Here is a 17,735-nt window from a genome sequence, read left to right as displayed (position 1 = left end):
GGGGAGCGTGCCGTCGTGATCTTCAGAGCGGTTCGGGACGGGCGTCCCTACCCCGAGCACAACCTGACGCTCAAGCAGTGGGCGGAGATCCCGCCGCGACCGCTGCGCCTGGACCAGTTGATCACCACCAAGCGTGAGCTCGCGCTGGACAAGCTGCTCGCCGAGGACTCCACCTTCTACGGTGACCTCTTCCCGCACGTCGTGCAGTGGAACGGCGGGCTCTACCTGGAGGACGGGCTGCACCGTGCGCTGCGCGCCGCGCTTCAGCAGCGCAACCAGATCCACGCCCGGGTGCTCGTGCTCTCCGAGCCGGTGGAGTGACCAGCCCTCGCGACCGCGCCTGAGCCTTCGTTAAGGTGGCTGCCATGAGTCCTACCGCCCCCCTCGACCTGCTCGACCTGGACTCGTCGCTCAGCGAGGAGGAGCGGCAGATCCGGGCGGTGGTGCGCCAGCTGGTCGACGATCGGGTCCGCCCGCACGTCGCCGGCTGGTACGAGGAGGGCCGGGTGCCCGCCCGCGAGCTGGCCCGCGAGTTCGGCAAGCTCGGCCTGCTCGGCATGCACCTGGACGGCTACGGTTGCGCCGGCGCCTCCGCGGTGGCGTACGGGCTGGCCTGCCTGGAGCTGGAGGCCGGCGACTCGGGCCTGCGCTCGCTGGTCTCGGTGCAGGGCTCGCTCGCCATGTACGCGATCTGGCGCTACGGCAGCGAGGAGCAGAAGCAGCGCTGGCTGCCGTCGATGGCCACCGGCGAGGCGATCGGCTGCTTCGGGCTGACCGAGCCGGACCACGGCTCCGACCCGGCGTCGATGAGCACCCGGGCCCGGCGCGACGGCGACGACTGGGTGCTCAGCGGCGGCAAGATGTGGATCACCAACGCGCCGATCGCCGACGTGGCGGTGATCTGGGCCCGCACCGACGACGGGGTGCGAGGTTTCCTCGTGCCGATGGACACCCCTGGGGTGGGCACGCAGGAAATTCGTCGGAAGATGTCGCTGCGCGCCTCCGTCACCGGGGAGATCTCCCTCGACGACGTCCGGCTGCCGGCCGACGCGCGGCTGCCCGAGGCGATCGGCCTCAAGGCCCCGCTGAGCTGCCTCACCGAGGCCCGCTTCGGCATCGTCTGGGGCGCTCTCGGCGCGGCCCGCGACTGCCTGGAGACCGCCCTGGCGTACGCCGGCACCCGCACCCAGTTCGGCCGGCCGCTGGCCGGCTTCCAGCTCACCCAGGCCAAGCTCGCCGACATGGCGGTCGAGCTGCAGAAGGGCTACCTGCTGGCGCTGCACCTGGGCCGGCTCGCCGACGCCGGCCGGCTGCGCCCGGCACAGGTCAGCGTCGGAAAGCTGAACAACGTGCGGGAGGCGCTGGCGATCGCCCGGCAGTGCCGCACCATCCTCGGCGCGAACGGCGTCTCCGGCGACTACCCGGTGATGCGGCACGCCAACAACCTGGAGAGCGTGCTCACCTACGAGGGCACCTCGGAGATCCACCAGTTGGTGATCGGGCAGCAGCTCACCGGGCTTTCCGCCTTCGCCTGACCGGCGCCGCTTCCAGCGACTCGGCCGCCGGCCTGCGGCTGCCCGGCGCGACTGGCCTGTTCCGTTCACCCCCGCTGACCTGGGCAGACGGGCGTTCCGGTCGCTCGGCGCGCGCGTGTCGTACGGGGGACGTACCGTCATTTCAGACGACGTGTCTGACGAGGACGGTGAGGGCGATGGCCCGCGACGGTGGCATCAACGAGCCCACGAAGGAGTTCCCCGGTTACCCCACCGGCGACGACCTGCGCGACCGGTCGGGCGCCGCGCCCGAGCCGGCCGAGGGCGTGGCGCCGTCTCCCGGCGGCCCGGCCCGGGGCCTGCTCTGGGTGCTCGGCGCGGCGGCGCTCGCCGTGGTGTTGCTGCTCGGCGTGCAGGCCACCGGCATCCTGCCGGACTTCCGCAACCCGTTCGCCAAGGAGCAGACCGACCGCAGCCAGCCGACGCTGCTCAAGTCGATCCAGGACCTGAGCCGCTACGTCGCCGCCGAGGGCAACTTCCAGGTCGTCGTGGACCTGCAGAACGACCGGCGCAACGTGCCGGACTTCCTGCTCAACGAGCGGACACTCTTCGTCGGGGCGGGCAGCGTCGAGGCGTACGTCGACTTCACGAAGATCTCCGAGGGCGCGGTGGTCGAGTCGGCCGACGGCAAGTCGGTGGAGATCAAGCTGCCGGCGCCGCAGCTCGGCAAGACCAACCTGGACCTGGAGAAGAGCTACGTCTTCGCCGAGCAGCGCGGCCTGCTCAACCGGCTCGGTGACCTGGTCGCCGGCGACCCCAACCGCCAGCAGCAGGTCTACCAACTCGCCGAGGAACACATCACCGCCGCCGCCCGGGACAGCGGCCTCACCGCCCGGGCGGAGGAGAACACCCGCAAGATGCTGGAGGGGCTGCTCCGCTCCCTCGGCTACGAGAAGGTGACCGTCACCTACACCGCCCCCTAACCCCCCCGCCCCCCTCTGCGGCGGGTCGCACTTGCAGAGAAAGAGTGGTCTCCAGCGCTGGAATGGCCACTCATTCTCTGAATGTGCTGGCGACGTGGGGGGAGGGGAGGGTGGGTGGGGTGGCGAGGGGTCAGTGGCGGGCGGTGGCCAGGTAGCGGTCCTCGTTCGGCATCAGGATCCAGAGCACCAGGTAGACGATCACCTGGGTGCCGGGCAGCAGCAGCGACAGCAGGAACAGCAGCCGGACGAAGTTGGCGGACGTGCCGAACCGCTGGGCCAGGCCGGCGCAGACACCGGCGAGCATGCGCCCCTGGCGGGGTCGGACCAGTTTGCGACTCATCGTCGTACTCCCACTCTGCGGCGGATCCGCCGCGTCTGGAATCAACGGTAGGAAGGGGTGGCCACCGCGCCCTCGGCCTGCGGAAGGATCGGCGACCCGGCCACCCGTAGGTGGTTACCCGGTCCGGGCCGCCGCGACGCGCCACCGCCGCGATGCCGCAAGGTGACCGCCGGCGGCTCGCCGCACAGCGGCTGACCTGGGCGGGTAGGCTGGCAGGTCGGGCACCCGCACCCCCGGATGCCCCGACGGCCGCCCGACCGGGGGCGGCCACGACGGGCCGGGCGAACCTGCACGACGGGACGACGGCGAGGAAGAGCAGCCATGATCAGCGTTTTCGACCTCTTCAGCGTGGGCATCGGGCCGTCCAGCTCGCACACGGTGGGCCCGATGCGGGCCGCCCGTACCTTCGTCACCGGGCTCAAGGCCGACGGGCTGCTCGCCGACACGGCGCGGGTCCAGGCGGAGCTGTTCGGCTCGCTGGGCGCCACCGGGCACGGCCACGGCAGCGACCGGGCGGTGCTGCTCGGGCTGGCCGGGGAGGCTCCGGAGACGGTCGACACCGACTCCGTCGAGCCGCGGGTCGCCCGGATCCGGGGGGAGCACCGGATTAGCCTGCTCGACGCGCACGAGATCGACTTCGACCCGGACCGGGACCTGGTGCTGCACCGCCGCCGGTCGCTGCCGTACCACCCGAACGGGATGACCTTCGTCGCGTACGACCGCGCCGGCGCGGAACTGCGTTCCCGGACGTACTACTCGGTCGGCGGCGGGTTCGTGGTGGACGAGGTGGCCGCCGGGGCGGACCGGATCGTCCCGGACACCACCCGGGTCCGGTACCCGTTCCTCACCGGCGCCCAGTTGCTCGACGTCACCGGGCGGACCGGCCTGTCGATCAGCGAGGTGATGCTGGCCAACGAGCTCTCCTGGCGCAGCGAGGCCGAGGTGCGCGGCGGCCTGCTGGAGATCTGGCGGGTGATGCGGGAGTGCGTGGAGCGGGGCTGCGCCCGCGACGGGGTGCTCCCGGGCGGGCTGAAGGTCCGCCGCCGCGCCGCCGAGCTGCGCCGCAGCCTGGAGGCGGACGCCGGCACCACCGACCCGCTGCGGGCGATGGACTGGGTGACCCTGTTCGCCCTGGCGGTCAACGAGGAGAACGCAGCCGGCGGCCGGGTGGTCACCGCCCCGACCAACGGGGCGGCCGGGATCATCCCCGCGGTGCTGCACTACTACACCCGCTTCGTGCCGGGCGCCTCCGACGAGGGGGTGGTGCGCTTCCTGCTCGCCGCCGGCGCGATCGGTGTGCTGTTCAAGGAGAACGCCTCCATCTCCGGCGCCGAGGTCGGCTGCCAGGGCGAGGTCGGGTCGGCCTGCTCGATGGCCGCCGCCGGGCTGGCCGAGGCGCTCGGCGGCACCCCGGAGCAGGTGGAGAACGCCGCCGAGATCGGCATGGAGCACAACCTCGGGCTGACCTGCGACCCGGTCGGTGGCCTGGTGCAGATCCCGTGCATCGAGCGGAACGCGGTGGCTAGCATCAAGGCGATCACGGCCGCCCGGCTGGCGCTGCGCGGCGACGGGGTGCACGCCGTCTCGCTGGACAAGGTCATCAAGACCATGCGGGAGACCGGCGCGGACATGAAGGTCAAGTACAAGGAGACGGCACGCGGCGGCCTGGCCGTCAACGTGATCGAGTGCTGAGTCCGTCCGACTCGGAGCGTTCGTTCACCGACTGCTAACCTGTCGTCCGTTCATGAGGCGGGAGACGACGGTGACCTCTGGCGTTCCGGCGTTGTGGTCGCACCGCAATTCGCTGCGCATCCTCGTCAAGCGTGACCTCGCGGTGAAGTACCAGCAGTCCGTGCTCGGATACCTCTGGTCGCTGATCGAACCCCTCGGCATGGGCGCGATCTACTGGTTCGTCTTCGGCGTGCTCTACTCCCGGGACACCACCCGGCACCTGGGCGAGGCGGCCGACTCGTACCCGCTCTTCCTGATCACCGGGATCTTCGCCTGGATGTGGACCAGTTCCGCGCTGAGCGAGGCGACCAACGCGCTGACCGGCCAGTCCCGGCTGATCACCACGATGAACGTGCCGCGCCAGGTCTTCCCGATCGGCCGGGTCGCCGGCCGGTTCGCCGAGTACGCCGCCGGCCTGCCGATCCTGGTCGCCATCGCGGTCGGCTACGCCGCGTACGACCGGATCGACCCCGGCTGGTCGCTGCTGGCCCTGCCGCTGGCGGTGGCCGTCCAGGCCGTGCTGCTGGTCGGGCTGGCGCTGCTGCTGTCGGCGTGCAACGTGCTGATGCGGGACGTCGAGCGCTTCATGCGGCTGATCATCCGGGTGCTCTTCTACGCCACGCCGATCATCTATCCGCTGAGCCTGGTCCGCGACTCCGACCTGCCCAGCTGGCTCAAGATCGGCTACGAGCTGAACCCGCTGGTCGGCATCTTCCAGCTGCACCACGCGATCTGGTACCCGGCCGAGTTCCCGGACGCCCGGCTGCTCGCCACCACGGTCGGCGGCAGCCTGCTGGTGCTGGTCGCCGGCTGGTGGTCGTTCCGCCGGCTGGAACCCGCCGTGCTCAAGGAACTCTGAATGGCCGACCCGATCATCGAGGCGGAGGGCCTCGGCATCCGGTTCGTCCGCAACCGCCGGCGGCAGCTGCGGTTGCGGGAGCTGTTCATCCACCGTGGCAAGAGGGGTGCCGCGGACGGCCGGTTCTGGCCGTTGCGTGACGTGTCGTTCGCGATCGAGGCCGGGGAGACCGTCGGCGTGATCGGCCGCAACGGCACCGGCAAGAGCACCCTGCTGCGGCTGATCGCCGGGGTCCTGATCCCGGACGAGGGCCGGATCCAGGTCCGCGGCGACGTCGCGCCGCTGCTGGAGCTCTCCGCCGGGTTCTCCAACGACCTGACCGGACGGGAGAACCTGTACCTGGTGGGCGGGCTGCACGGGCTGTCGTCGAGCTACCTGAAGCGGAACTTCGACGACATCGTCTCGTTCGCCGGGGAGCAGGTGGAACGGGCCATCGACACCTCGGTGCGGCACTACTCGTCCGGGATGAAGGTCCGGCTCGGCTTCGCGATCATCTCCCACCTGCCGCACCCGATCCTGCTGATGGACGAGGTGACCGCGGTCGGGGACGCGGAGTTCCGGAAGAAGTGCTATGCGACGATCGACCGTCTGCTCGGGGAGGGGCGCACTCTGGTGCTGGTGTCACACAACGAAAAGGACCTGACCCGGTTCTGCCGTCGGGGGCTCTTCCTGGACGGCGGCCGGCTGAGCGTCGACGGGACGATCGCCGAGGCGCTGGACGCCTACCACAGCGCGGTTCCGCGGTGACGCTCGCGATCGTGCTCGCCGCCGGTGCGCCGGCCGCGAGCCTCCCCACCACGACGGGCGGGTCCCTCGCCGACCGGCTGGCCGCCCAGTTGCGCCGGGCCGGGGCGGCCGAGGTGCGGTTCGCGACCGACCTCGACGACCTGGCCGCGCTGGCCGACGCGGCCACCGGGCCGGTGATCGTCACCGGCGCGGACCTGGTCGCGCACACCGCCGTGCTGCGCCACCTGGCCACCAGCCCGGTCGGGCCGACCGTGGCGCTGGTGCTCACCGACCCGCCCGGGGCCGGGCGGGTCGCCGTGCGCGAGGAGCGCGGCCAGGTGGTCGACGCCGGGCCACCGGAGGAGTTGGACGGCGCGGCCACCGGGATCTTCGGCGGCGCGCTGCGGGTCGGCGTCGACGACCTGCCGGTGCTCGCCGCCGCCGCCCGCGCGGTCGCCGCCGGCACCGCCCCGGCCGTGGCCGGGCCCGCCGTGGACCGGCTCTTCGCCGGCCTCGCCGGGCTGGGCACGCTGACCTTCGCCCACCGGGTACGCCTGCTCGTCGCGCACCGGGTCGCCGACGCCGCCGGGCTGGCCGCCGCGGAGGCGGCCGTGGCCGCCGTCGACGAGGACCGGGCCGAGCTGAAGCTCTCGGTCAAGGAGCGGGACGACTTCTTCACCACCTTCTTCGTCAGCACCTGGTCGCCGTACGTCACGAAGGCGGCCGCCCGGATCGGGCTCGGCCCGACCGCCGTCACGATGATCTCCGTGGCCTTCGCGGTGGCCGCCGCGGTGCTCTTCGGCGTCGGGGGCCGGCCGGCGCTGGTCGCCGGGGCGGTGCTGCTCTACCTCGGCTTCGTGCTGGACTGCGTGGACGGCCAGTTGGCCCGCTACACCCGGCACTTCAGCGCCTGGGGCGGCTGGCTGGACACGATGGCCGACCGGGCGAAGGAATACCTGGTCTACGCCGGCCTCGGCTACGGCGCGACCCAGGCCGGGTTCCGGTACGGCTGGGCGCTGGCGATCGCCGCGATGACCCTGCAGACCGTGCGGCACATGACCGACACCTGGTACGGCGTGCTGCACGACGAGGCGGCCCGCCGCCCCCGCCCGGCGACGGGCGCCACCGGCGGGATCGGCGGGAAGCTCAACGCCGCCTCCACCCGGGTGCAGGCCGACACCGGATCGGTGTCGTACTGGCTGAAGCGGACCGTGGTGTTCCCGATCGGCGAGCGGTGGGCGCTGATCGCGCTGACCGTGGCGCTGTTCGGCCCGCTGGTCAGCCTGCTCACCGTGCTGACCTGGGGGGTGCTCGCGTTCGCGTACACCGGGGCGCTGCGTACGCTGCGCGCCCGCTGGATGTGGGTGCCGGTGCTGGACACGGTCGACGCCACCCTGCACCGCGACGACGGCCCGCTCGCCGGCCGGCTGCCGGTCGTCCGCCGGATGGGGCCGCTGACCCTGGCGGTGATCGCGGCGCTCGGCGCGGCGGTGCTGCTGGCCGCGGCGCTGGCCGCCGCCGCCGGCGACGACGGCGGGGCGGACGGGCTGCGCTGGGCGGTGCCGGTCGGGCTGGTGGTGCTGCTGGCCGGCGGCCTGGGCGCCGGCGCGGCGCACAACGGGCCGCTGGACTGGCTGGTGCCGGCCGCGCTGCGGGCCGCCGAGTACCTCTTCGCCATCGCCGTCGGGGTGATCGGTGCGGCGCCGGCGTGGCTGGTCTTCGGCTACGTCTTCGTGCTCACCCTGCACCACTACGACCTCACCGCACGGCTGGAGAAGCGGCAGGCCGCGCCGCCGCTGCACCCCGCCACCCTGGGCTGGGAGGGGCGTTCGGCGGTGCTGGCCCTGGCGGCGATCGTCGGAATTGCGGGCATCGGGATGGCTACACTCGGTACGTACCTTCTCGTGGTTTTTGTGGGGAGCGTGGTCCTCGCCTGGGTCGTCCTGCCCGCCCGCGTCGCGCGGGCCTCGGTCGGTCCGGAGGTGGCGGGAGGTCGCTCGCCGGGCTGACGGAGGGGCCGGCCGGATGACCCTGATCAGTTTCGTCGTACCGGCCTTCCGGGTGCAGGGCTACCTGCGCGAATGCCTGGACTCCATCCTCGGCCAGCCGGTCACCGACATCGAGGTGATCGGGGTCGACGACTGCTCGCCGGACGACAGCGGCGAGATCCTCGCCGAGTACGCGGCCCGCGACCAGCGGATGCACGCCGTCCGGCTGACCGGGAACGTGGGGCTCGGTCCGGCCCGCAACATCGGGCTGGACCGGGCCGTCGGCGAGTACGTCTGGTTCGTCGACGGCGACGACTGGCTGGCGCCGGACTGCCTCGTCGAGGTGGCCGAGCGGCTGCACGCCACCCGGCCGGACGTGCTGCTGGTCGACCACGTCCGGACGCACTGGAACGACCGCACCACCCGCAGCGCGATGGCCGAGGTGTTCCCGAAGCCACCGGGCGAGGAAACCTTCCGGCTGCGGGACCGCCCGGAGACGCTGCGACTGCTGCACACCGCCTGGAACCGGCTGGTCCGCCGGCGGTTCCTGGTCGACCTGGGGCTGCGGTTCGCCCCCGGCTGGTACGAGGACGTCTCGTTCAGCTATCCGGTGCTGATGGCCGCCGAGCGGATCGGCGTGCTGGACCGGGTCTGCGTCAACTACCGGCAGCGGCGGGCCGGCGCGATCACCCGGACCCGGGGTGACCGGCACTTCGAGGTCTTCGAACAGTGGCACCGGGTGTTCCGGCTGATGGACTCCTGGGGACCGGCGGTCGACGACCTGCGCCCGGCGGTCTTCGAGCGGATGATCTGGCACTACCTGACCGTGCTCGGCAACGGCCAGCGGATCGCCCCCGAACTGCGCCCGGGCTTCTTCCGCCAGATCACCGCCGACTACGCCCGCTGGGTCCCGCCGGAGGGCTGCCCGACCCCCGCCGGGGTCGAGGGGCTCAAGTACCGGCTGGTGGCGGCCGGGCGCTGGCGGACGTTCAGCGCGTTGCGGACCGCCGGCCAGGCCCGGGACGCCGCCCGGAGCACCGCCCGGGGCACGAAACGGCGGGTGCTGCCGGCGGCCCGGCGTACCGCCCGGACCGCCCGGGACGTGCTGCTGCGCGAGTACTACCGGGCCGAACTGCGCCGACCCGTCGACCCGACGCTGGCCGTCTACGCGGCCTACTGGTACCGCGGCTACGCCTGCAACCCGGCCGCCGTCTACGAGGCGGCCCGGCGGCTGGCGCCGCAGGTGCGCGGGGTGTGGATCGTGCGCCGGGACCGGGTCGACACCCTGCCGGAGGGAGTCGAGTACGTCGTCGCCGGCACCCCGGCGTACCACCGGGTGCTGGCCCGGGCCCGGTGGCTGGTCAACAACGTCAACTTCCCGGACCACGTCCGCAAGCGACCGGGCTCGGTGCACGTGCAGACCCACCACGGCACGCCGGTCAAGGTGATGGGGCTCGACCAGCAGCGCTACCCGCTCGGCGCGGGCGGGATGGACTTCGCCGGGCTGCTGCGCCGGGTGGACCGCTGGGACTACAGCATCAGCGCGAACAGCTTCTCCACCCAGATGTGGGAGCGCGCCTACCCCGCCGGGTACACCACCCTCGAGGTCGGCTACCCGCGCAACGACCGGCTGGTCACCGCCACCGCCGAGGAGGTGCTCCGGGTCCGCGCGGAACTCGGCATCGGCCCGGGCGAGCAGGTCGTGCTCTACGCGCCGACGCACCGGGAACACCTGCCCGGCTACCGGCCGCCGTTCCACCCGGACCGGATCCTCGACGTGCTCGGGCCGTCCGGCCGGCTGCTGATGCGCAGCCACTACTTCCACGACCGGGACCGGCGGGTGCGGCGGCCGGTGGACCGCGACCGGGTGCGCGACGTCAGCGCCCACCCGCGGGTGGAGGACCTCTACCTCGCGGCCGACGTGCTGGTCACCGACTACTCGTCGTCGATGTTCGACTACGCCGTCCTGGACCGGCCGATCGTCGTCTACGCCCCGGACTGGGACGCGTACCGGCTGGCCCGCGGCGTCTACTTCGACGTGACCGCGGAGCCGCCGGGCGCGGTGGCCCGCACCTTCCCCGACCTGCTAGACCTGTTCCGCTCCGGCGAGTACGGCTCGGACGCGGCCGGCAAGGCCCGGCAGCAGTTCCGGGCCCGGTTCTGTGCGCTGGACGACGGCCACGCCGCCGAACGGGTGGTCCGCCGGGTCTTCCTCGGCGAGCACCCGGGGACCCGTCCGGCCTGCTGATTCACTGCTCAGGCGGATCGCCGGCGCTCGATACGCCGTAATAGGTCTGTCACTGGCTGAACATGGCACGTTTACCCGATGTGCGGATCGCATGAGTTTCGTCACAGTCATTCGGGGTTCGCCCGACGAGCTGGGGGAGGAGACGGTGACCACCGTCGCGCTCAAGGATGTGACCAAGGTCTTCAACGACGGCACACTCGCCGTCGACAGCGTCAACCTCGACGTGAACGACAGCGAGTTCATGGTGCTGCTCGGCCCGTCCGGCTGCGGCAAGTCCACCGTGCTGCGGATGGTGGCCGGGCTGGAGGACCCGACCTCGGGCGCCATCATGCTCGGCGGCGAGCTGGCCAACGACCTGCCGCCGCGGGAACGGAAGATCGCCATGGTCTTCCAGGACTTCGCGCTCTATCCGCACATGACGGTCGGCGACAACATCGCCTTCCCGCTGCGGCTGGCCGGCGTCGAGCCCGTGCCGCGTGGCGAGCGGGTCACCGACGTGGCGAGCGCCCTCGGCATCGGCGACGTGCTCGGCCGCAAGCCCAGCCAGCTCTCCGGCGGGCAGCGCCAACGGGTGGCGATGGGGCGTGCGATCGTCCGCCGGCCGGGGCTGTTCCTCATGGACGAGCCCCTGTCCAACCTGGACAGCGGGCTCCGCGCCGAGCTGCGCGCGGAGATCTCCGGGCTCACCCGCGAGCTGGGCGTCACCACCATCTACGTCACCCACGACCAGGCCGAGGCGCTCACCATGGCCGACCGGGTCGCCATCATGCGCAAGGGCGTCCTGCAGGACGTCGGCACCCCCACCCAGGTGTACGGCCGGCCGGCCACCCTCTACGTGGCCGCGTTCCTCGGCAGCCCGCGGATGAACCTGCTGGAGGCCTCGGTCTACGTCCACCTCGACCGCTACGTCACGCTGACCCTCGGCGAGCAGGCGCTCTACCTGCCCTGGGACGACATCCGCAGCCGGGCCGTGGCGCACTACCACGGGGAGCGGATCGTGGTCGGCATGCGCGCCGAGGCGCTCACCCCGGTCACCCCGGACAGCCCGGGCGACGTGCTGCACGGCCGGATCCGTTACCTGGAGCACCACGGGCACGAGTCGCTGGCCTTCCTCGACATCGGGGCCACCGCGATCGTGGTGGACGAGATGGGCGCCCGGGGGAACGCCTCGGACGACGGTGGGCAGCGCGGGCTGCGCCGCTTCGGGCAGGTCATGCAGCGCCTCGCCGGCCGTGCCGGGGAGGGGGAGGCGGCGGCCGCGGCGGGGAGCGGCACGCGGACCAGCGTGCTCAACGATCCAGGCCGGCACCACCGCCGCCCGGCGGAGCTGGCGGTCCGGCTCGCCCCGTACCCCGCGGTCTCCGCCGGTCACCCGCTGTCGATCGCCGTACGCATGGACGCGCTGCACTTCTTCGACGAGCGCGGCGACCGGATCGACGTGGGGTGGCGCTGATCCACGCGGTGCCCTACGGTCAGCGCACCACAATCCACAGAGCATCGATCCGGAAGGGGTGTGCCCGTGTCGGGTGACCGTTCCAGTCCGCTGGTCATCGAGCGCATCCTGCGCGACCGGCAGGGCATCTGGCAGCAGATCGTGGCCGAGCGTGACCTGAACGCGCTGACCGGCCGGATGCTGGCCAGCTCGGCCGTCGCCCTCGCCTGCTACGGCGCGGTGCTGGGCGCGTTCCACAGCGCGCTGATGGCGCTGACCTCGGCGGTGAAGCTCCCGCTGCTCTTCCTGGTCACGCTGGTCATCTGCCTGCCCACGCTCTACCTGTTCAACCTGGTCTTCGGGGCCCGGCTCTCGGTGCGGCAGTCGCTGGCCCTGGTGATGGTGGCGATCACGGTCACCTCGATGCTCGCCGTGGCGTTCGCGCCGATCAGCCTCTTCTTCCTGATCACCGCCCCCGACTACGGCTTCTTCAAGCTGCTGAACGTGGCGATCCTGACCCTGTCCGCCGTGGTCGGCCTGCGCTTCCTGACCGGCGGCATGCAGGTGCTCAACGAGCACGGCCTGCTCGCCCCGGCCACCGCCGCCCCGGCGACGGCCGGCGCCGCCCAGGCCGTGCCCGCCCAGGCCGTGCCCGCCCAGGCGGCGCCGGCCGCGGTCGACGCGGCGCAGCCGGCCCCGGCGGTCGCCGAACCGGTGCCGGCCGGGGCGGCCGTGAGTGGTGCGGCGGTGGCCGCGAACGGCGGCACGCCGGCCGGCGCCGGGTCCGCGGCGCCCACCACCGGCCAGCCCGAGCCGCCCGCTCCGGTCGCGCAGCCGGCATTCGTCGGGCAGCCGGCGCTCGTCGCGGTCGGCGGGCAGCCGATGGCCGCATACCCGCCCGGGCTGCTGCCGCCCGGCTACGCGCAGCGGCCGTGGGCCACGCCGCCGGCGCGGCGCGGCGAGCCGAGCCAGCGCCCGGCCAGCATGACCCTGCTCTACATCTGGATCCTGCTCTTCGGCTTCGTCGGCACCCAGCTGGCCTGGACGCTGCGCCCCTTCTTCGGCGACCCCGGGCAGGGCTTCGCGCTGTTCCGCAGCATCGACGGCAACTTCTACGCCGAGATCCTCCGCACCATCGCCAACCTCTGATCGCCGGCCGCGACGCGTCCGTCCCCGCACCGGGGGCGGGCGCGGCTCTTGCCCACGAAGTTACTGACTAGTAACGTCCGGGTATGACCATCGACTCGCGCCAGGTCGCGGCCGGCATGCTCGAGGCCGTGCCGTTCGCCCGCACGCTGAATCTCGAGTTCGTCGAGGTGGCCCCCGAGGCGGAGGGCGGGGTGCGGGCGGTCGTCCGGCTGCCCGACTCGCCGGCCACCCACAACCACGTCGGCGGCCCGCACGCCGGCGCGATGTTCACCCTTGGTGAGACCGCCTCCGGCGCGGTGGTGCTGGCCGCGTTCGGGCAGCTGCTCGACCGGGCGGTGCCGCTGGCCGTGCGCGCCGAGATCGCCTACCGGAAGCTGGCCATGGGGCCGGTGCTGGCCACCGCCCGGCTCGGCCGGCCGGCCGCCGAGGTGGTCGCCGAGCTGGCGGCCGGCCAGCGGCCGGAGTTCCCGGTGCAGGTGGAGATCGCCACCGAGGAGGGCAAGCCGACCTCGGCGATGACCGTGGTCTGGACGCTGCGGCCGAACTGAACCGCCCGGCGGGGCGGAAACGCGTTTCTCCCGGCGGTGGTCTGGATAGATTCGTACCGTGCTGGGCCTGCCTGCTCACGTGACTGCCTGTCTCTTCGACCTCGACGGTGTGCTGACGCAGACCGCCCGGGTGCACAACGCCGCCTGGAAGGCGACCTTCGACGAGTTCCTCCGGCAGCGTGCGGCGGTCACCGGCGAGCCCTTCCGGCCCTTCGACCCGGGGCCCGACTACAACCGGTACGTCGACGGGCGGCCCCGCGCCGACGGGGTGCGGGGCTTCCTCGCCTCGCGCGGCGTCGTGCTGCCCGAGGGGGTGCCGGACGACCCGCCCGAGGCGGAGACGGTCAACGGCGTCGGCAACCGCAAGAACGTCCGGCTCCTGCAGGAGCTGCGCACGAACGGTGTCGACGTCTACCCCGGCTCGGTCACGTACCTGCAGGCGGCCGTCGCCGCCGGCCTGCGCCGCGCGGTCGTCACGGCCAGCGCGAACGGTCGGGAGGTGGTCGCCGCCGCCGGCCTGGAGCCGCTGCTCGAGGCGCGGGTGGACGGGCTAGTGGCGCGCGCCCAGGGGCTGCGCGGCAAACCGCACCCGGACACCTTCCTGGCCGGCGCGAAGCTGCTCGGGGTGGACCCGGCGCACGCCGCCGTCTTCGAGGACGCGCTGGCCGGGGTGGCCGCCGGGCGGGCCGGCGGGTTCGGCTTCGTGGTCGGGGTCGACCGGGTGGGACAGGCCGACGAGTTGCGGGCGCACGGCGCGGACATCGTGGTCGGCGACCTCGCCGAACTGCTCGACGAGGGGCGGAGCGCATGATCAGGGAACGGGCCTATCCGGTCGAACCGTGGCACGTCCGGGAGACCCGGCTGGACATGGACGTGCTGGCCCAGTCGGAGTCGGTCTTCGCGCTCTCCAACGGCCACGTCGGGCTGCGCGGCAACCTCGACGAGGGCGAGCCGCACGGCCTGCCGGGCACCTACCTCAACTCCTTCTACGAGCTGCGACCACTGCCGTACGCCGAGGCCGGGTTCGGCTTCCCCGAGTCGGGCCAGACCATCGTCAACGTGACCAACGGCAAGCTGATCCGGCTGCTGGTCGACGACGAGCCGCTCGACGTCCGCTATGGCGAGCTGCTCGCCCACGAGCGGATCCTCGACATGCGTGCCGGCACCCTGCACCGGGAGCTGCACTGGCGCTCCCCGGCCGGGCGCGAGGTCAAGGTGCGCAGTACCCGGCTGGTCTCGTTCACCCAGCGGGCGGTCGCGGCGATCAACTACGAGGTGGAGGCGGTCGACGGGCCGCTGCGGCTGATCGTCCAGTCGGAACTGGTGGCGAACGAGACGCTGCCGGCGCAGAGCAAGGACCCGCGGGTGGCGGCGGTGCTCGAGTCGCCGCTGCTCGCCGAGGAGGAGTTGACCACCGAGGACGGCGGGCTGCTGATCCACCGGACCAAGGTCTCCGGGCTGCGGGTGGCCGCCGCGATGGACCACGAGGTGGAAGCCTCCACTCGCACCACGATCGAGTCGGAGGGGTACGAGGACTGGGTCCGTACCACCATCGGGTGTGTGCTCAAGCCCGGCGAGAAGCTGCGGGTGGTGAAGTACCTGACGTACGGCTGGTCCAGCCGGCGCTCGCTGCCGGCGTTGCGCGACCAGGTCGGCGCGGCCCTCGCCGGGGCGAAGCTGGACGGCTGGGAGGGGCTGCGCCGGGAGCAGCGGGAGTACCTCGACGAGTTCTGGGACGCCGCCGACGTGGTGGTGGAGGGTGACCCGGAGGTGCAGCAGGCGGTGCGCTTCGGGCTCTTCCACGTGCTCCAGGCGGGCGCCCGGGCCGAGCGCCGGCCGATCGCCGCGAAGGGGCTGACCGGCCCGGGGTACGACGGGCACGCGTTCTGGGACACCGAGATGTTCGTCCTGCCGGTGCTCACCTACACCCACCCTCCCGCGGTCCGGGACGCGCTGCACTGGCGGCACCGCACGCTGCCCAGCGCGCACGAGCGGGCCCGGACCCTGAACCTGCACGGCGCCGCGTTCCCCTGGCGGACCATCGAGGGGCCGGAGTCGTCGGCCTACTGGCCGGCGGGCACCGCGGCGTTCCACATCGCCGCCGACGTGGCCGACGCGCTGCGGCGCTACGTGCTGGTCACCGGGGACGTCGAGCTGGAACGGGAGATCGGGCTGGAGCTGCTGGTGGAGACCGCGCGGCTGTGGCGCTCGCTCGGCCACCACGACCGGCGCGGCCGGTTCCACATCGACGGGGTGACCGGCCCGGACGAGTACACCGCGGTGAAGAACGACAACATCTACACCAACCTGATGGCCCAGCGGAACCTGCTCACCGCAGCCGAGGCGGTGATGCGCCATCGGGACGAGGCGTTCCACCTGGGGGTGACCGACGAGGAGGCGGCCGCCTGGCGGGACGCGGCGATGGACATGCACCTGCCGTACGACGAGGAACTGGACGTCCACCAACAGACGGACGGCTTCACCCGGTTGGAGGAGTGGGACTTCGAGCACACCCCGCCGGAGAAGTACCCGCTGCTGCTGCACTATCCCTACTTCGACCTGTACCGCAAGCAGGTGATCAAGCAGGCCGACCTGGTGCTGGCGATGCACTGGCGGGGTGACGCGTTCACCCCGGAGGAGAAGCTGCGCAACTTCCTCTACTACGAACGCCGTACCGTCCGGGACTCGTCGCTGTCGGCCTGCACCCAGGCGGTGCTGGCGGCCGAGGTGGGCCATCCCGAGCTGGCGCACAGCTACCTGCGCGAGGCCGCGCTGATGGACCTGCACGACCTGAACGAGAACACCCGGGACGGCGTGCACATGGCCTCGCTGGCCGGCGCGTGGATCGCGCTGGTGGCCGGCTTCGGCGGGCTGCGCGACCACGACGGCACGCTGTCCTTCTCGCCCCGGCTCTCCAGCCGGCTCAGCCGGCTCGAGTTCTCCCTGCAGTGGCGGGACCTGCGGCTGCGGGTCGACGTGCGGCCGGACGAGGTGACGTACGCGCTGCGGCACGGCGACCCGGACGACGTGCTGGAGCTGCGCCACCACGGCGAGAAGCTGCGGGTCACCTGCGACGAACCGGTGACCGTGCCGGTGCCGCCGCTGGAGGTGTCCGGCCCGGCACCGGAACAGGCCCCCGGCCGGACGCCGCAGCTGCGGCTACCGGGGAACGAGCCGTAGGGCCGGAACGTGCCGCCGGCCCGCGAGGCTGCGGGCCGGCGGCGACCGGTCAGAGCGGCTTGCCCTGGGAGGGGCGACCCGCGGCGTCGCGCGGCGCCATCGCCCGCGGATCGTCGGCGACCCGCGCCTGGGCGGCCTCGTCCGCCCAGTCCCGGTTGCGTTCCTCGTCCTGTTCCCGCCGCTCCTGCTCGGCGGTCTGCGGTCGGGACCCTCGCTGCTGCTGCGCCATGGCGATCCTCGCGATCCGTCGGGGCGCCCTCGCGCCAGTACGGTCTGCGGTCGCCCGTCGGCTACCCGACGACCCCGCCGGCAAACGCCGGAGTGCGGCGGGCGCAGCCGGGTAAGCCCGGTGGCGCAGCCGGCGGACCGGCCGGCGGGGTGGAGGTCGAGATGGACGTGCGCAGCAGCGAGGTGACGATCCCGGCGGGGGAGGTCGAGCTCACCGCCGATCTGCTCAATCCGGCGGAACCCACCGGGGTGGTGCTCTTCGCACACGGCAGCGGCAGTTCCCGGCACAGCCCCCGCAACGTCGCGGTGGCCCACGTGCTGAACCGGCAGGCGCTCGGCACCGTGCTGGTCGACCTGCTCACCGCGACCGAGGACCAACTGGACGCCCGCACCGCCGAGCTGCGGTTCGACATCGACATGCTCGCCGGCCGGTTGGCGGCCATCGTCGACTGGCTGGCCGCCGAGCGACCCTTCGGCCAGGTGCCGATCGGCCTATTCGGCGCCAGCACCGGGGCCGCCGCCGCCCTGGTCGCCGCGGCGGCTCGGCCGGACCTGGTGGGCGCGGTGGTCTCCCGGGGTGGCCGGCCGGACCTGGCCGGGCCGGCGCTGGGCCAGGTACGCGCCCCGACGCTGTTGCTGGTCGGCGGCCTTGACGAGCAGGTGATCACGTTGAACGAGCAGGCCCAGGCGGCACTCCCGGACACCGCGGAGCTGAGGGTGGTCCCCGGTGCCACCCACCTCTTCGAGGAGCCCGGCACGATGGAGCAGGTGGCCGACTCCGCGGCCAACTGGTTCACCACCCACCTGCGCCACCCGATCCCGTCCTGACC

16 protein-coding genes are annotated in these 17,735 nt (G+C 72.9%); 14 read left to right on the top strand and 2 right to left on the bottom strand.

Features of this window, described 5'->3' with window-relative positions:
• Nucleotides 1–15 precede the first annotated feature (15 nt).
• From ACVCAH_RS13740 to ACVCAH_RS13730, 3 genes are all read left to right on the top strand, one after another.
• On the top strand, nucleotides 16–321 hold the full coding sequence (locus tag ACVCAH_RS13740; RefSeq protein ID WP_076470742.1) for a type II toxin-antitoxin system VapB family antitoxin: 306 nt from the start codon (nucleotides 16–18) through the stop codon (nucleotides 319–321).
• Nucleotides 322–365: 44 nt separating this feature from the next.
• Nucleotides 366–1,535, top strand: a complete 1,170-nt coding sequence (locus ACVCAH_RS13735) for an acyl-CoA dehydrogenase family protein (protein WP_447136495.1) — start codon at nucleotides 366–368, stop codon at nucleotides 1,533–1,535.
• A 176-nt stretch (nucleotides 1,536–1,711) separates the two neighbouring features.
• On the top strand, nucleotides 1,712–2,476 hold the full coding sequence (locus tag ACVCAH_RS13730) for a DUF4230 domain-containing protein (RefSeq protein WP_447136494.1): 765 nt from the start codon (nucleotides 1,712–1,714) through the stop codon (nucleotides 2,474–2,476).
• 130 nt (nucleotides 2,477–2,606) lie between these two features.
• Here ACVCAH_RS13730 and ACVCAH_RS13725 read toward each other — a convergent pair whose 3' ends face one another.
• On the bottom strand, nucleotides 2,607–2,816 hold the full coding sequence (locus ACVCAH_RS13725; RefSeq protein ID WP_302918504.1) for a PspC domain-containing protein: 210 nt from the start codon (nucleotides 2,814–2,816) through the stop codon (nucleotides 2,607–2,609).
• Nucleotides 2,817–3,137: 321 nt separating this feature from the next.
• Here ACVCAH_RS13725 and ACVCAH_RS13720 point away from each other — a divergent pair, with 321 nt between their 5' ends.
• The 10 genes from ACVCAH_RS13720 to ACVCAH_RS13675 all read left to right on the top strand — a co-directional run bounded on the left by ACVCAH_RS13720 (nucleotide 3,138) and on the right by ACVCAH_RS13675 (nucleotide 16,677).
• Nucleotides 3,138–4,508 carry an L-serine ammonia-lyase gene (locus tag ACVCAH_RS13720; RefSeq protein ID WP_447136493.1) on the top strand — a complete coding sequence of 457 codons (1,371 nt, stop codon included), beginning with the start codon at nucleotides 3,138–3,140 and terminating at the stop codon, nucleotides 4,506–4,508.
• Between the two features lie 70 nt (nucleotides 4,509–4,578).
• Nucleotides 4,579–5,406 carry an ABC transporter permease gene (locus tag ACVCAH_RS13715; RefSeq protein WP_447136492.1) on the top strand — a complete coding sequence of 276 codons (828 nt, stop codon included), beginning with the start codon at nucleotides 4,579–4,581 and terminating at the stop codon, nucleotides 5,404–5,406.
• A complete protein-coding gene (locus tag ACVCAH_RS13710) occupies nucleotides 5,407–6,153 on the top strand; it encodes an ABC transporter ATP-binding protein (protein WP_447136491.1) in 747 nt (248 codons plus the stop codon).
• Complete coding sequence (locus tag ACVCAH_RS13705; protein WP_447136490.1) at nucleotides 6,150–8,141, top strand: DUF5941 domain-containing protein; 1,992 nt, start codon at nucleotides 6,150–6,152, stop codon at nucleotides 8,139–8,141. The genes ACVCAH_RS13710 and ACVCAH_RS13705 overlap by 4 nt, the downstream gene beginning before the upstream one ends.
• Nucleotides 8,142–8,157: 16 nt before the next feature.
• Complete coding sequence (locus ACVCAH_RS13700; RefSeq protein WP_447136489.1) at nucleotides 8,158–10,368, top strand: bifunctional glycosyltransferase/CDP-glycerol:glycerophosphate glycerophosphotransferase; 2,211 nt, start codon at nucleotides 8,158–8,160, stop codon at nucleotides 10,366–10,368.
• 91 nt (nucleotides 10,369–10,459) lie between these two features.
• Nucleotides 10,460–11,821 carry an ABC transporter ATP-binding protein gene (locus ACVCAH_RS13695; RefSeq protein ID WP_447136488.1) on the top strand — a complete coding sequence of 454 codons (1,362 nt, stop codon included), beginning with the start codon at nucleotides 10,460–10,462 and terminating at the stop codon, nucleotides 11,819–11,821.
• A gap of 66 nt (nucleotides 11,822–11,887) precedes the next feature.
• On the top strand, nucleotides 11,888–12,949 hold the full coding sequence (locus ACVCAH_RS13690; protein WP_447136487.1) for a hypothetical protein: 1,062 nt from the start codon (nucleotides 11,888–11,890) through the stop codon (nucleotides 12,947–12,949).
• 83 nt (nucleotides 12,950–13,032) lie between these two features.
• On the top strand, nucleotides 13,033–13,497 hold the full coding sequence (locus ACVCAH_RS13685) for a DUF4442 domain-containing protein (protein ID WP_447136486.1): 465 nt from the start codon (nucleotides 13,033–13,035) through the stop codon (nucleotides 13,495–13,497).
• Between the two features lie 58 nt (nucleotides 13,498–13,555).
• A complete protein-coding gene (locus ACVCAH_RS13680; protein ID WP_447136485.1) occupies nucleotides 13,556–14,308 on the top strand; it encodes a beta-phosphoglucomutase family hydrolase in 753 nt (250 codons plus the stop codon).
• The gene (locus ACVCAH_RS13675) at nucleotides 14,305–16,677 is read left to right on the top strand and encodes a glycoside hydrolase family 65 protein (protein ID WP_447136484.1); all 2,373 of its coding nucleotides are present in this window, start codon (nucleotides 14,305–14,307) and stop codon (nucleotides 16,675–16,677) included. The genes ACVCAH_RS13680 and ACVCAH_RS13675 overlap by 4 nt, the downstream gene beginning before the upstream one ends.
• A gap of 49 nt (nucleotides 16,678–16,726) precedes the next feature.
• Here the strand turns inward: ACVCAH_RS13675 and ACVCAH_RS13670 are convergent, their stop codons facing one another.
• Nucleotides 16,727–16,906: a hypothetical protein gene (locus tag ACVCAH_RS13670; RefSeq protein ID WP_447136483.1), complete on the bottom strand. Its 180-nt coding sequence runs from the start codon at nucleotides 16,904–16,906 to the stop codon at nucleotides 16,727–16,729.
• Between the two features lie 161 nt (nucleotides 16,907–17,067).
• On the opposite strand from ACVCAH_RS13670, the gene ACVCAH_RS13665 reads away from it, so the two are divergent.
• Nucleotides 17,068–17,733 (top strand): dienelactone hydrolase family protein, encoded by a 666-nt coding sequence (locus ACVCAH_RS13665; protein ID WP_447136482.1) that lies wholly within the window; start codon nucleotides 17,068–17,070, stop codon nucleotides 17,731–17,733.
• Nucleotides 17,734–17,735 lie beyond the last annotated feature (2 nt).

It is taken from the genome of Micromonospora sp. LZ34 (assembly GCF_052981855.1).
Note: the sequence above shows the minus strand (reverse complement) of the source record. Positions and strands in the feature narration are given on the sequence as shown.

Excerpts from the sequence above, each read along its gene's own strand:
- ACVCAH_RS13685 (WP_447136486.1), top strand. The coding sequence starts at position 13,033 with ATGACCATCGACTCGCGCCAGGTCGCGGCCGGCATGCTCGAGGCCGTG.
- ACVCAH_RS13675 (WP_447136484.1), top strand. The coding sequence starts at position 14,305 with ATGATCAGGGAACGGGCCTATCCGGTCGAACCGTGGCACGTCCGGGAG.
- ACVCAH_RS13695 (WP_447136488.1), top strand. The coding sequence starts at position 10,460 with ATGAGTTTCGTCACAGTCATTCGGGGTTCGCCCGACGAGCTGGGGGAG.
- ACVCAH_RS13670 (WP_447136483.1), bottom strand. The coding sequence starts at position 16,906 with ATGGCGCAGCAGCAGCGAGGGTCCCGACCGCAGACCGCCGAGCAGGAG.
- ACVCAH_RS13700 (WP_447136489.1), top strand. The coding sequence starts at position 8,158 with ATGACCCTGATCAGTTTCGTCGTACCGGCCTTCCGGGTGCAGGGCTAC.
- ACVCAH_RS13665 (WP_447136482.1), top strand. The coding sequence starts at position 17,068 with ATGGACGTGCGCAGCAGCGAGGTGACGATCCCGGCGGGGGAGGTCGAG.
- ACVCAH_RS13725 (WP_302918504.1), bottom strand. The coding sequence starts at position 2,816 with ATGAGTCGCAAACTGGTCCGACCCCGCCAGGGGCGCATGCTCGCCGGT.
- ACVCAH_RS13710 (WP_447136491.1), top strand. The coding sequence starts at position 5,407 with ATGGCCGACCCGATCATCGAGGCGGAGGGCCTCGGCATCCGGTTCGTC.
- ACVCAH_RS13730 (WP_447136494.1), top strand. The coding sequence starts at position 1,712 with ATGGCCCGCGACGGTGGCATCAACGAGCCCACGAAGGAGTTCCCCGGT.
- ACVCAH_RS13720 (WP_447136493.1), top strand. The coding sequence starts at position 3,138 with ATGATCAGCGTTTTCGACCTCTTCAGCGTGGGCATCGGGCCGTCCAGC.
- ACVCAH_RS13735 (WP_447136495.1), top strand. The coding sequence starts at position 366 with ATGAGTCCTACCGCCCCCCTCGACCTGCTCGACCTGGACTCGTCGCTC.